Origin of the sequence: Motiliproteus sediminis (assembly GCF_017912535.1) — a bacterium.
Taxonomy (GTDB): Bacteria; Pseudomonadota; Gammaproteobacteria; order Pseudomonadales; family Balneatricaceae; genus Motiliproteus; species Motiliproteus sediminis.
Genome location: NZ_JAERQK010000009.1, coordinates 58,371 through 71,886, shown reverse-complemented (window position 1 = coordinate 71,886; position 13,516 = coordinate 58,371). Strand labels below are relative to the sequence as shown.

At 57.6% G+C, this 13,516-nt stretch carries 13 protein-coding genes; all 13 read right to left on the bottom strand.

What is annotated here, in order from left to right; genetic code table 11:
- Positions 1-59: 59 nt before the first annotated feature.
- The 13 genes from speA to cysE all read right to left on the bottom strand — a co-directional run bounded on the left by speA (position 60) and on the right by cysE (position 13,514).
- On the bottom strand, positions 60-1,976 hold the full coding sequence (speA, locus tag JJQ76_RS14470; protein ID WP_210397589.1) for a biosynthetic arginine decarboxylase: 1,917 nt from the start codon (positions 1,974-1,976) through the stop codon (positions 60-62).
- A gap of 278 nt (positions 1,977-2,254) precedes the next feature.
- Complete coding sequence (locus JJQ76_RS14465) at positions 2,255-2,773, bottom strand: hypothetical protein (RefSeq protein ID WP_210397588.1); 519 nt, start codon at positions 2,771-2,773, stop codon at positions 2,255-2,257.
- A 961-nt stretch (positions 2,774-3,734) separates the two neighbouring features.
- Positions 3,735-5,312 (bottom strand): glutamine-hydrolyzing GMP synthase, encoded by a 1,578-nt coding sequence (guaA, locus tag JJQ76_RS14460; protein ID WP_210397587.1) that lies wholly within the window; start codon positions 5,310-5,312, stop codon positions 3,735-3,737.
- 111 nt (positions 5,313-5,423) lie between these two features.
- Positions 5,424-6,893, bottom strand: coding sequence for an IMP dehydrogenase (guaB, locus tag JJQ76_RS14455; RefSeq protein WP_210397586.1), 1,470 nt, complete (start codon positions 6,891-6,893; stop codon positions 5,424-5,426).
- Positions 6,894-7,060: 167 nt separating this feature from the next.
- The gene (gene iscX / locus JJQ76_RS14450) at positions 7,061-7,261 is read right to left on the bottom strand and encodes a Fe-S cluster assembly protein IscX (protein WP_210397585.1); all 201 of its coding nucleotides are present in this window, start codon (positions 7,259-7,261) and stop codon (positions 7,061-7,063) included.
- Between the two features lie 10 nt (positions 7,262-7,271).
- On the bottom strand, positions 7,272-7,610 hold the full coding sequence (fdx, locus tag JJQ76_RS14445) for an ISC system 2Fe-2S type ferredoxin (RefSeq protein WP_210397584.1): 339 nt from the start codon (positions 7,608-7,610) through the stop codon (positions 7,272-7,274).
- A gap of 9 nt (positions 7,611-7,619) precedes the next feature.
- Positions 7,620-9,485: a Fe-S protein assembly chaperone HscA gene (gene hscA / locus JJQ76_RS14440; protein ID WP_210397583.1), complete on the bottom strand. Its 1,866-nt coding sequence runs from the start codon at positions 9,483-9,485 to the stop codon at positions 7,620-7,622.
- Between the two features lie 5 nt (positions 9,486-9,490).
- Entirely contained in the window at positions 9,491-10,030 is a 540-nt protein-coding gene (gene hscB / locus JJQ76_RS14435; protein ID WP_210397582.1) for a Fe-S protein assembly co-chaperone HscB, read from the bottom strand.
- Between the two features lie 5 nt (positions 10,031-10,035).
- Positions 10,036-10,359 (bottom strand): iron-sulfur cluster assembly protein IscA, encoded by a 324-nt coding sequence (gene iscA, locus JJQ76_RS14430; protein ID WP_210397581.1) that lies wholly within the window; start codon positions 10,357-10,359, stop codon positions 10,036-10,038.
- 59 nt (positions 10,360-10,418) lie between these two features.
- Entirely contained in the window at positions 10,419-10,799 is a 381-nt protein-coding gene (gene iscU, locus JJQ76_RS14425; protein WP_210397580.1) for a Fe-S cluster assembly scaffold IscU, read from the bottom strand.
- Between the two features lie 21 nt (positions 10,800-10,820).
- Positions 10,821-12,035, bottom strand: coding sequence for an IscS subfamily cysteine desulfurase (locus JJQ76_RS14420; protein WP_210397579.1), 1,215 nt, complete (start codon positions 12,033-12,035; stop codon positions 10,821-10,823).
- 35 nt (positions 12,036-12,070) lie between these two features.
- On the bottom strand, positions 12,071-12,553 hold the full coding sequence (gene iscR / locus JJQ76_RS14415) for a Fe-S cluster assembly transcriptional regulator IscR (RefSeq protein ID WP_210397578.1): 483 nt from the start codon (positions 12,551-12,553) through the stop codon (positions 12,071-12,073).
- A 169-nt stretch (positions 12,554-12,722) separates the two neighbouring features.
- Positions 12,723-13,514, bottom strand: a complete 792-nt coding sequence (cysE, locus tag JJQ76_RS14410; protein ID WP_210397577.1) for a serine O-acetyltransferase — start codon at positions 13,512-13,514, stop codon at positions 12,723-12,725.
- Positions 13,515-13,516: the final 2 nt, after the last annotated feature.

Genomic DNA, 13,516 nt, shown 5'->3' with positions numbered 1-13,516 from the left:
CGACACCGGGACTTCATAGTTCACCCAAATAACGACCCATGCGAGTTGCTGGTGTCGGGTTAATTCTCGTAATACGTGTAACCGTGCAGGCTTTCGTAAAAGCTTTTGACCACATCGCGCCGCTCCGCCGCGGTGATCTTGCCTTCACGAACCGCCCGTTCAGCGGTGGTCCGGAAAGCCTCGTAAAGCGCCTGCGGTTGGTATTCAACATAGCTCAACACGTCAGCGATGCTGTCACCTTCGAGCTCTTTGATGACATCAAAGGTGCCATCTTCGTTGATCCGCACGCTGGCTACCGCGGTATCGCCCAACAGGTTGTGCAGGTCTCCCAGCGTTTCCTGATACGCGCCCACCAGGAACACCCCCATGACGTAATCCTCGTCGGCTTTCAACGGATGCAGCGGCAAGGTACGACGGGTCTCGTGAACATCAATAAAGCGATCGATCTTGCCATCGCAATCGCAGGTGATGTCCGCCAGAATCGCATCGCGGGTCGGCTCCTCATCGTGACGATGAATCGGCACTACCGGGAACACCTGATCGATCGCCCAGATATCCGGCAGCGACTGGAATACACTGAAGTTGCCGTAGTAGATATCGGCCAGATACTCACGCAGCCCTTCCAGCTCCGGCGGAATGCGGTCTGCCAGATCCAGCTGCGCACGAATGCGCTGTAACACCTCCAGGAACAGGTTTTCAGCCAGCGAACGATCACGCAGGGTGATCTGGCCGCGTTTGAACAGCTCGCCGATCTCGTCACGGTAATAGAGGGCGTCGTTGTAACACTCCTGCAGATTCTTGGGCGATATGGTGTTAAGCACTTCGCGCAGATTAAGAATCAGATCATCGGTGTTCTCCGGCAACGCCTCGGGCAGCGGCGCCGGCTCGAATGTAGTCACATCGAGGATGTCGAACAGCAACACCGAGGAGTAGGCCACGGTGGCGCGCCCCGACTCGGTCACGATATTCGGGTGGGCAATTTCGTGCGCATCCAGGGTCGCCATCACCACCTCGACGATGTCGGCACAGTACTCGTCCAGCGAGTAGTTGCGCGAATGCTCCTGGTTGATGCTGGCGCCGGTGTAATCCACCGCCAAGCCGCCGCCGAGGTCAAGATAGCCCATGGCGGCGCCCTCCTCGACCAGGTTGACGTAGTAGCGGCACGCCTCCATCACTCCGTTACGGATCTCGCGAATGTTGGGGATCTGCGAACCCAGGTGATAGTGCAGCAGCTGCAGGCAATCGAGCATCTGATGCTCTTTGAGCATATCCAGCACCTGCACCAATTGATTGGTGGTCAGCCCGAAGATACTGCGGTCACCGCTGGTAGCGTTCCACAAGCCGCTCACCTTTGAGGACAGTTTTACCCGCACCCCGATCATCGGTTTGATCCCCAGCGCCTTGCTGCGCTCGATAACGATCGGCAGTTCGGTCAGGGTCTCGATCACGAACACACAGTTGTAGCCAAGCCGCTGCGCACGCAGGCCGAGATCAATAAACTCCTCATCCTTGTAGCCGTTGCAGATGATCAGCCGCCCATCTGCTTTGAGGGTGGACAGGGCAATGATCAGCTCCGCTTTACTGCCAGCCTCCAGGCCATGCTTGTAGCGGGCACCAAACTCGGCCACCTCTTCGATAACCTGGGCTTGCTGGTTGACCTTGATCGGAAACACGCCACGATAAGCGCCCTGATAGCCCGCGGCCGAGATGGCCCGCACGAACGCTTCGTTCAAGCGCACAATCTGGGCGTCGAGCAGGTTTTCGATTCGCAGAATCGCCGGCAACGGCAACCCGCGCTGACGAATACCGGAAACGATATCCATCAACGACACGGTTACCTGCGACGACGGGAACTTCGCCGTTACGGTGATCTCCCCGCGCTCATTCAGGTCGAAGTATTCCGACCCCCAATCACGAATGCGGTACAACTCGGCCGAATCATCCGGCGTCCAGTTTTTCTGTGTTTCGATATTCAAGGAGAGGCGCCTCCGGAAGGAAAGCTATTACTGTCGTCACAGGCCGGTTGTAACCGACCCTGTCGTATCGAGACCCGCTGGTCTCGGGAAAGAGCCCCGGACAGCACTGGAAGTGCCGCCAAAAAAGAGGGCGCTAATTTCTCATATTTATTGGTTCAACGATAGCTTTTTTCAGCGCTTTTTCGGTCGCTTTTAACCACAGCCAACGCACTGTTTTTAGCCGCTAAAGCGGTAGGGATAGTACAGAGTCACCCCGGTGGCAACCAACCCCAAAAAAATCAGGGCTTGAGACGCTGTCGTTCAAGGGAATCCAGCGTCCGAATCCAGGGTTTTTCGCGCAGTTTGTAGGTCAGCATCAACTCCGCCGCTGCTTGCTGCGCCCTTTTGACGCTGGGATACTCGCCGACCGCCAGCACGTACCAGTGCTGGCCACCACGCACGATCTCCACCTGCCGGCTGGCCGGCACCTGGCTCAATCCGCTGGCATCGATACAGGCCTGTGAGCGGCAAGCAAATAACTGCAATGTATATGAAGGAGCGGCAGCCATCGGTTCAGCAGTTCGACCAGCCGCGTGACCATCGATGGCCGCCTGCAGGGTAGCCTGTGTTTCGGCATCAAACTCGACCTGGGTGATATAGGTCTCGCTGCGGAACACCTCGACCTGCCCCTGACGCCAGCCGGCACAGAGCCAGAACTCGCCATCCCGCTTGCAGGAGACAATGGTCGATACCTCAGCAGCCGCCACCGGAATGGCGACAATAGATCCGAGTAACGCCAACAAGATTCGAAAGTTCATACCCCATCCCTGCGTAAGTGTCCGCGCCCAGATTAGTTAATCACATCAGGGTATGCAACCGGGGATGACATCCAGCGGAGCATTGGTGCAGATTGGAGCGAATTTCCGTATTCGGCGCGGAGCGGTCATTAGTTCGGGGCCGGCTGTTTTAGATTTAAGGCTCATTATCGGCGCGGTATGAGAGCCTCTGTTCCGCCCACCCGGGCGGCGTCATTCTTTGTCAAACGCGACAAAGAACGAAGCAAGAAAACGCTAACAGTGCTTTATGCTACCCTGGTTCCGCCGCCCTTGCGGGTCCACTGCGCGCGGCAGCGGTGATTCGGGCGGATCGGACGGCACATTCATTCGCCACATCCATGTGGCTCACCCTACGGGCAGCCTACGGCTGTGCAAATCGGCTATCCTGCCGATTTGTCCATGTGCCGCAATCCGGCTCGGCATCCTTGCCTCGCCCCCTTCGGGGCCTATTTCGAATCCCCGCCACCGTGCTCGTCGGCTCCAAAAGGGGCTAAGTCGCAGCCGAACCTCTTACTTTCCCTGATGACTGGAAAATCTGACTACCTGCACGGGCCGACCAGCTTGCACCCCCTCCCCCTTTTACGCAGCCGGAGCAGGGTGCGAAGAATCCGATTAAGGCCCGCAGGGGCGAGCGCTGGATGCGCGAAGCGGCGGCAGTATGGCCAGGGACGGCCATTCTGACGATCCCCGGATTGTTCACGCCCTGCGCAGGGAATCGGCGTAGCCGACAAGTAAGTGGGGCGGTTTTCTTTTGATTCGTTTTCTTTGAGCGTTCAAAGAAAATGAATGCGCCCGGGTGGGCGCAACAAGAACTACCGGTGGGCAGAGTAAGGAGATTTAAACGCCTGTAACGGCCTTCACGTCATGACCGCTCCGCGCCGTTACCCGCCGCTCGACTCAACCACAACCCCTATAAAAAACCCGCCTTGCGGCGGGTCAAAAGTCACTCCCACTCGATGGTGGCAGGGGGCTTGGAAGAGACGTCGTAAGCAACACGCGAGATACCGGAAATCTCGTTGATGATCCGGCTGGAGACGGTTTCGAGCAGCTCATAGGGCAGGTGCGCCCAACGGGCGGTCATGAAGTCGATAGTTTCCACCGCACGCAGCGACACTACGTATTCGTAACGGCGGCCATCGCCGACCACGCCCACCGACTTGACCGGCAGGAACACCACAAATGCCTGACTGGTTTTGTGGTACCAACCGGAACGGTGCAGCTCTTCGATAAAGATAGCGTCCGCTTCGCGCAGAATATCGGCGTACTCTTTTTTCACTTCGCCGAGAATACGCACCCCAAGACCCGGCCCCGGGAAGGGGTGGCGGTAAACCATATCGTAGGGCAGACCCAGCTCCAGACCGATCTTGCGCACTTCGTCCTTGAACAGCTCGCGCAACGGCTCGACCAGTTTAAGCGCCATATCTTCCGGCAGGCCACCCACGTTATGGTGCGACTTGATCACATGCGCCTTACCGGTCTTGGCGGCGGCTGACTCGATCACATCGGGATAGATGGTGCCCTGCGCCAGCCACTTGACGTTGTCGATCTTGGATGCTTCCTGATCGAACACCTCGATAAAGGTGTTACCGATAATTTTACGCTTGGCTTCGGGATCAGCTTCGCCGGCCAACTTACCCAAAAACAGCTCTTCGGCGTTGGCGCGGATCACCTTGACCCCCATGTTCTTGGCGAACATGTCCATCACCTGATCGCCTTCATGTTTACGCAGCAGGCCATTGTCGACAAACACACAGGTCAGCTGATCGCCGATCGCCTTGTGCAACAATGCTGCCACTACCGACGAATCGACACCGCCGGAGAGCCCCAGCAGCACATGATCGGTACCCACCTGCTCCCGCACCTGGGCGATGGCATCTTTAACAATATTGCTCGGGGTCCACAGCGCATCACACTCACAGATATCGCGGACAAAACGGGACAGAATGCGCTGCCCCTGTTTGGTATGAGTTACTTCCGGGTGGAACTGCACTCCATAGAAACGGCGCTTTTCATCCACCATTCCCGCAATGGGGGCACTTTCCGTAGCTGCCATCAGGTGGAACCCTTCCGGCATTTTGACCACTTTGTCCCCGTGACTCATCCACACGTCGAGCAGCAGTACGCCGTTGTTGGCCACGTGATCCTCGATCCCGCCCAGCAGCGAGCTCTCGCCTTCGGTACGCACCTGGGCGTAACCGAACTCGCGCAGATCAGAGGACTCAACCTTGCCACCCAACTGCTCGGCCATGGTCTGCATGCCATAACAGATACCCAGCACCGGCACGCCCAGCTCAAATACCGCCTGCGGCGCACGCGGACTGCCGGCTTCGGTGACCGATTCCGGCCCGCCGGCCAGGATAATCCCTTTGGGGTTGTAGGCGCGGATCTCGTCGTCGCTCATGTCCCAGGCGCGAATTTCCGAGAAAACACCGCACTCGCGCACGCGGCGCGCGATCAACTGGGTGTACTGAGAGCCAAAATCCAGAATCAGGATACGCTGTGCATGGATATCTTGTGTCACGGTTCCACTCCGCTGTGGGGTTCCGGCGGTCTCCCGCCAGACCCGTTTTTGCAATCGTCAGTAACGAAAAAGGGGCTGCCTTCGACAGCCCCAGCATTTAGATCAGTTCAATCAGCCGACCGGGTAGTTCGGCGATTCCTTGGTAATGGTCACGTCGTGGACGTGACTCTCTTTCATCCCGGCACCGGTGATACGTACAAACTTCGGCTTGGTACGCATCGTGTCAATATCGGTGCTACCGGTGTAACCCATGCTGGAGCGCAAGCCACCCATCAACTGGTGAACCACTGCGGCCATCGGGCCTTTGCACGCAACCCGGCCTTCAATCCCTTCAGGAACCAGTTTCTCCGCACCGGCATCGGCGTCCTGGAAATAGCGATCGGAAGAGCCCTGCGCCTGCGCCATGGCGCCGATAGAACCCATGCCGCGGTAGGCTTTAAACGCCCGCCCCTGGAACAGTTCGACCTCACCCGGTGCTTCGTCGGTACCGGCCAGCATACTGCCCACCATAATGGCGCTGGCACCAGCCGCTACGGCTTTGGCCAAGTCGCCGGAAAAACGGATGCCACCATCGGCAATCAGCGGCACGTCTCGATCTTTGAGCGCATCGGCCACGTTAGCCACCGCGCTGATCTGCGGCACACCGATACCGGAAACAATACGCGTGGTACAGATGGAGCCGGGGCCGATACCCACCTTTACCCCGTCGGCGCCGGCATCGGCCAGCGCAATCGCGGCCTCGGCGGTAGCGATGTTACCACCGATCACCTGCACCTCCGGGTAGGTTTCCTTCACCCAGCGCACCCGATCGATAACCCCCTTGGAGTGACCGTGGGCGGTATCGACAATAATCACATCAACCCCCGCTTTGACCAGCGCGGTAACACGGTCCGGCGTTTCCGCACCGGTACCAACCGCCGCACCGACGATCAGGCGACCTTCGCTGTCTTTGGCTGCGCTGGGGTAGGCCTTGGCCTTGTTCATATCCTTAACGGTCATCATGCCCTTAAGGTGGAACGCCTCATCAACAACCAGAATCTTTTCGATACGGTGCTTGCGCAACAGGTTGCGAACCTTGTCCGGATCGACGCCTTCCTGCACCGTAACCAGGCGCTCCTTGGGGGTCATGATGGTCGCTACAGTGGCATCAAGGTGCTGCTCAAAGCGCATATCACGACTGGTGACAATCCCAACCAGTTCGCCGTTATCAATCACTGGAAAGCCTGAAAAGCCGTGCTTGTCGGCCAACTTGTGCAGTTCACCGACGGTCAGATCCGAACTACAGGTGACCGGATCCTTGACCACGCCACTTTCGTAACGCTTGACCTTGAGCACTTCTGCCGCCTGCTGCTCGATGGTCATATTCTTGTGGATGATACCGATGCCACCTTCCTGGGCCATAGCGATCGCCAAGCGCGATTCGGTAACGGTATCCATCGCCGCGGAAACCAGAGGAATATTGAGTTGAATACCGCGCGTCAGCCGCGTCTTCAGGCTAACGTCCTTGGGCAACACCTCGGAGTAACCGGGCATCAACAGAACATCATCGAAGGTCAGAGCTTCTTCAACTACGCGCAACATGGTTCAACCTGCAGTCCGAACAATAAAAAGGGGCCAATTATATAGACCCGAACCCACCCTCACAACCACAACATCTAGTGTTTTGCCATCCCTACCAAAGTCGCCGTCTGGTGCCAGGAGCAAAACGTAAAAACGCTGCCGAAGCAGCGTTTTCCATCGGACCGTTATCAGTCCATTTCCTCGATCCAAGCCATCTGAACCGCTTCCAGGATCTTCTCACCGCAGTGATCGGGATCATCATCGAATTCGTCCAGCTCCATGATCCAGCTATAAAGATCAGTAAAGCGAACCGTTTTAGGGTCTACATCGGGATGCTTTTCCGACAGTTCGATCGCGATATCCAGCGTATCAACCCATTTAAGTCCCATCTCTGCCTCCTCAGCGTGCTTCGGAAACCTGATTCAAGGTGTATTTGGGCAGCTCGATCACCAGATCTTCGTCGCCCACCAGCGCCTGACAACTCAAGCGAGACTCCGGCTCCAACCCCCAAGCCTTATCCAGCATATCCTCTTCCAGCTCGTCGGCTTCACCCAACGACTCGAAGCCTTCGCGCACAATGACGTGGCACGTGGTGCAGGCACAGGATTTCTCGCAAGCGTGCTCGATCTCGATCCCTTCGGCCAGCGCCGCATCACAAATCGAAACACCGGGATCCACCTCGATCACTTTGCCTTCGGGGCAGATCTCGTCATGGGGCAAAAAAATCAGTTGTGGCATGTTCGTTCCTCAGATCTCATCCACCGTGTGGCCGGACAACGCCCGCCGAATTCCGTCATCCATCCGCCGCGCCGCAAATTCATCGCTGGCAGCACTCAACACTTCGATCCCCTTGGCAATCGCTTCATGGTCGTCACTCTGACGCACCTGACGCAGCTGGGCAATGCCGGCACGCAAGGCGTAGAGGTCATCCGCCGACAACAACCGCTCGCCGTCGACTTCCAGCGCGCTCTCCAGCGCCTCCACCAGCCGATCCGCCTCAACCTGTTGCTCGCGCAGCGTTCTGGCATCATGATCCGCCTTGGCACTGTCATAACCGGCCTGAATCATGCCGGCGATCTGCTGATCAGACAAACCGTAGGAGGGTTTTACTTCAATACTGCTCTCCACCCCGCTACCCAATTCTCGCGCGGCGACGCTCAGCAAACCGTCAGCATCGACCTGAAAGGTGACCCGCACTTTGGCCGCACCGGCCGCCATAGCGGGGATACCGCGCAACTCAAAACGCGCCAGCGAGCGACAATCATCAACCAGCTCGCGCTCGCCCTGCAGCACGTGAATCACCATCGCCGTCTGGCCGTCGCGGTAGGTGGTGAACTCCTGTGCCCGCGCTACCGGAATCGGGGTATTGCGATCGATTACCTTTTCAACCAGCCCGCCCATGGTTTCCAGCCCCAGCGACAGCGGAATCACATCCAGCAGCAGCATGTCGGAATCAGGTTTATTGCCGGCCAACACGTCGGCCTGAATCGCCGCACCGATGGCAACTACCCGATCAGGGTCAATATCGATGTGCGGATCGCGACCGAAAAACTGCCCGACTTCACTGCGTACCAGCGGTACCCGGGTCGAGCCGCCAACCATCACCACTTCCTGTATCTCGTCAGCGTCGACCTCGGCGTCCTTCAGGGCACGACGGCAAGCGCGCAAGGTCTGTTTGACCAGCGGTGCCACCAACTGGTCGAACTCTTCACGGGTCAGCTCACCCTGCCAACTCAGCCCCTCCAGCTGCAGCCCCACATCGACCCGGTCGCGCTCGGTCAGCTGCTCTTTCAGTGCCCGCGCTTCGGCCAGCAGCGCCCGCTGGGCATTTCGCCCCAGGCTGGGCTGCCCCAGCTTGTCCAGCAGCCAGTGGGCCAGCGCGTGATCAAAGTCGTCACCCCCCAGCGCGCTATCGCCGCCGGTGGCCATCACCTCGAACACCCCTTTGTTCAGGCGCAAAATGGAGATATCGAAGGTGCCGCCACCGAGGTCGTAAATGGCGAACACCCCTTCGGCCGCATCGTCAAGGCCATAAGCCACCGCCGCTGCAGTCGGTTCATTAAGCAGACGCAACACGTTGAGGCCCGCCAATTGGGCTGCGTCCTTGGTTGCCTGACGCTGGGCGTCGTCAAAATAAGCCGGAACCGTTATCACCGCGCCAACCAGTTCACCACCCAGCGCATCCCGACCCCGATTGGCCAACACCCGCAGAATCTCGGCAGACACCTGCACCGGGCTTTGCTGCCCGGCCACCGTCTGCAAAAATGGCATGCCATCCTCGCTGCCGACAAACTCATAGGGCAGTTGGCTATCCAGGGTTTTCAGGTCCTTGACCCCCCGCCCCATCAGGCGTTTGACCGAAGCGATGGTATTGGTGGGATCCTCCGCCGCGGCCAGACGCGCTTTTTCGCCCACCACGATGGCGCCGTTCTGGCAATAACGCACCACCGATGGCAGCAAATGCCGCCCGTCGCGATCGGGCAGGGTTTGCGCCTCGCCGCTACGCACCGATGCCACCAGCGAGTTGGTAGTACCCAGATCGATACCGATAGCCAGTTTGTGCTGGTGTGGTTTGGCACTCTGGCCAGGTTCTGCAATCTGCAATAAAGCCATGTCGGTCAGTAGTCCGCCAGTCGTTCTTCCAATTGTTCGATTTCGCGCTGCATCTTATCGATAAACTGCAGCTCCCGCACCCGGTCCACAGCCGCCAGCAAAGCGGCCTCATCGGCGGCCTCAAGATGATGCACAAACTCTGCCTCCAACTGCTTGCGCACCTCCGCCACATGCTTTTGCAGCTGCTCCAAAGCACTGTCGGGATCCGCGCTGGCGGCCACCTCTTCCAGCTCTTCCCGCAGCAGCATCTGCTGCATCAGAAACTCGGGAGCCATCGGACGACGGTCATCATCGCGAACCGGGTGGCCACGCAACTGCAGCAGGTAAAGTGCGCGCTTTAGCGGCGATTTCAGCGTTGCCTGCGCGTCATTAAGATGGGCCGTGTACTGCACCGCCAAACGCTGCTCCCGGTCACCGGCGTGCGCATGCCGATCCGGATGGAGCTCTCGCTGAAGCGCACGGTAGCGCTCCGACAGTTGCGCTTTATCGATATGAAAAGATTCGGGAAGCCCGAAAAGGGTGAAGTAGTTCTGCTCGATCTGCATCGTTATCAGACAGAGAAGCTCTCACCACAACCACACTCGCTACGGGCATTGGGGTTATTAAACTTAAACCCTTCGTTGAGCCCTTCCTTAACAAAGTCGAGCTCGGTGCCGTCGAGATAAACCAGACTTTTCGGATCCACAATCACCTTGATACCCTGAGTTTCGAAAACCTGGTCTTCAGGGTCATATTCGTCAGCGAATTCGAGTACATACCCCATACCGGAACACCCGGTGGTACGCACTGCAACGCGAATGCCCGCACCCTTACCACGATTTTCAAGAAACTTGGCGACGTGATTGACCGCAGCCTCGGTCATGGTTATGGCCATAGTAAAACCTTACTCTGGTGGCGGGTGCCTCGCACCCGCGCTACTTAGTCTTTAAACGCTTACTGCTGCTTCTTGCGATAGTCGTCAATCGCCGCCTTGATGGCGTCTTCAGCCAATACTGAGCAGTGGATTTTTACTGGCGGCAGCGCCAACTGCTGCGAAATATCGGTATTCTTCAGCTCGGACGCCTGATCCAGCGTCATGCCCTTGACCCATTCTGTCACCAGAGAGCTGGACGCGATTGCCGAGCCGCAACCATAGGTCTTGAACTTGGCGTCCTCAATCACACCTTCGTCGCTAACCTTGATCTGCAGCCGCATGACGTCACCGCAGGCCGGGGCACCCACCATGCCGGTCCCGACATGGGGGTCCGCATCGTCCATCTTGCCCACATTGCGCGGGTTTTCATAATGGTCCAGTACTTCTTCGCTGTATGCCATGACTCGTTCCTCCGCGGATTCCTAGTGGTGAACCCACTCGACTTTGTTCAGGTCAACACCATCTTTGTACATGTCCCACAGGGGCGACAATTCGCGCAGTTTGCCCACAGCGTTCTGCACTTTATCGATGGCGTAATCAATCTCTTCTTCAGTGGTAAAGCGACCGATGCTGAAACGCAGCGAACTATGCGCCAGTTCGTCGTTCATACCCAGCGCACGCAACACATAGGAGGGCTCCAGACTGGCTGAGGTACAGGCGGAACCGGACGATACCGCCAAGTCCTTCAGCGCCATCAACAGCGACTCGCCTTCCACGAAATTGAAGCTGATGTTGATATTGCCAGCCACCCGCTGCTCCATGTCGCCGTTACAGTAGACCTCTTCCATATCCTTGACGCCGTCCCACAGGCGCTGGCGCAAGGTAAGCAGGCGCTCATTCTCTTGTGCCATTTCAGCCTTGGCGAGGGCAAAGGCTTCACCCATGCCGACAATCTGATGGGTCGCCAGAGTACCGGAGCGCATACCACGCTCATGGCCGCCACCATGCATCTGGGCTTCCAGGCGCACCCGCGGCTTGCGGCGGACGTACAGCGCACCGATCCCTTTGGGACCATAAATCTTGTGGGCCGAGAACGACATCAGGTCCACTTTCATGCGTTCAAGGTCGATCTCCACCTTGCCCGCACTCTGGGCCGCGTCAACGTGAAAAAGCACACCATTGGCGCGGGTAATCTCACCAATCGCTTCAATGTCGCTAATCACGCCGATCTCGTTGTTCACATGCATCAGTGACACCAGAATGGTGTCATCACGCAGCGCTTCGCGCACGGCGTCGGGCGTGATGATACCGTTACTCAACGGTTCCAGATAGGTCACTTCGTAACCCTCACGCTCAAGCTGCCGGCAGGTATCAAGCACCGCCTTGTGCTCAATCTTGGAGGTGACAATGTGTTTGCCCTTCTTGCTGTAGAAGTGGGCAACACCTTTGATCGCCAGATTGTCAGATTCGGTTGCACCGGAGGTCCAGACAATCTCACGCGGATCACTGTTGATCAGGTCCGCCACCTGGCGGCGCGCATTTTCTACCGCCTCTTCCGCCTTCCAGCCAAACAGGTGGGAGCGGGACGCCGGGTTGCCGAAATTTCCCTCCAGCGTCAGACAGGCCGCCATCTTTTCCGCCACACGCGGGTCTAAGGGGGTGGTCGCTGAATAATCGAGATAGATAGGCAACTTCATCAAGGTTCTCCGTCGAACAACGTCTTGGTCGGTACTTAGCCGACCGCTTCAATTCGTTCCAGATTGATACTCTGAATCGCCTGGGCACGATCCTGGCGCAGGGAAACTTCCTGAACATCTTTGCGTGCCACCAAGTCAGCCAAGCTGATCTGGCTTAAAAAAGTATGAATCTGCTGACTCAGGTCGCACCAGAGGTGGTGAGTGAGACAGGCTTCACCGTCGTGACAATCACCCTTACTGTTGCAACCGGTCGCGTCGACCGATTCATTAACCGCATCGATCACTTCAACCACGAAAATATCGCCCTTGTCGCGGCTCAGTTGGTAACCACCACCGGGACCACGCACGCTTTTAACCAGTTCGTTGCGGCGCAGCTTGGCGAACAACTGCTCCAGATAAGACAGCGAAATCTGCTGTCGTGATGAGATATCAGCGAGGCTGATCGGTCCCCGTCCTTCATGTAACGCCAGATCCAGCATCGCGGTCACGGCGTAACGGCCTTTTGTCGTCAAACGCATCAGTCTTTCCCCCAGAGTGATTGCTGGAGCGATTATGCATTAGCCGACAAAAACAGTCAACTACTTAACTTACTATTATGGTCGGATATTTATCTGCGGCAGAACGCCGGGAGGGGACTGCATCATAAACAGAACCCCCGGCCCACACAAGCCCTACCTTTATTATGGGTTATTGCGCGGGCTTGCTGTCGTCACTCTGCTCTTTCACCGCCTCAAAATCCTCTGGTTTCAGCGCCGGCAAGCGCTCATCGCAGTAGTCGGATCCCAGATCCGCCATCGCCTTGCACATCCCATCAATTTTATGGTCAACGGCGGTCATGTGATCCAGTAGCGACTTGATTGCATGGGCCACCGGGTCTGGCAGCTCACTGGTAACACCGTAGGCATCAAAGCCGATCTTATCAGCCATTGCCTGACGCTGGGCCTCGACACTCTCGTCATCCGACGCTCGCTGGCGCACGATACGACCGGGAATTCCGACCACGGTCGCCCCTGCCGGTACCGCCTTGGTAACCACCGCGTTGGAACCGATCCGCGCATCTTTGCCTACCACAAAGGGCCCCAGAATCTTGGCCCCTGCACCAACTACCACGCCATCTTCCAGAGTCGGGTGACGCTTGCCCTTGTTCCAGGTCGTACCACCGAGGGTGACACCGTGATAGAGCGTCACGTCATTGCCGATTTCGGCGGTCTCGCCAATAACCACTCCCATGCCATGATCGATAAAGAAGCGACGACCAATGCGTGCGCCGGGATGGATCTCTACACCCGTCAGCCAGCGCGCGATAGTCGACAACGTGCGTGCCAGCCACTTAAGCCCCCAACCCCACAGGGCATGGGACATACGGTGAAAAAGCAATGCATGCAGCCCGGGGTAGTTGGTCAGCACTTCAAAGGTATTCCGCGCTGCGGGGTCGCGGTCGAATACTGAACGAATATCTTCTTTCAGTTGTTGAAACATAA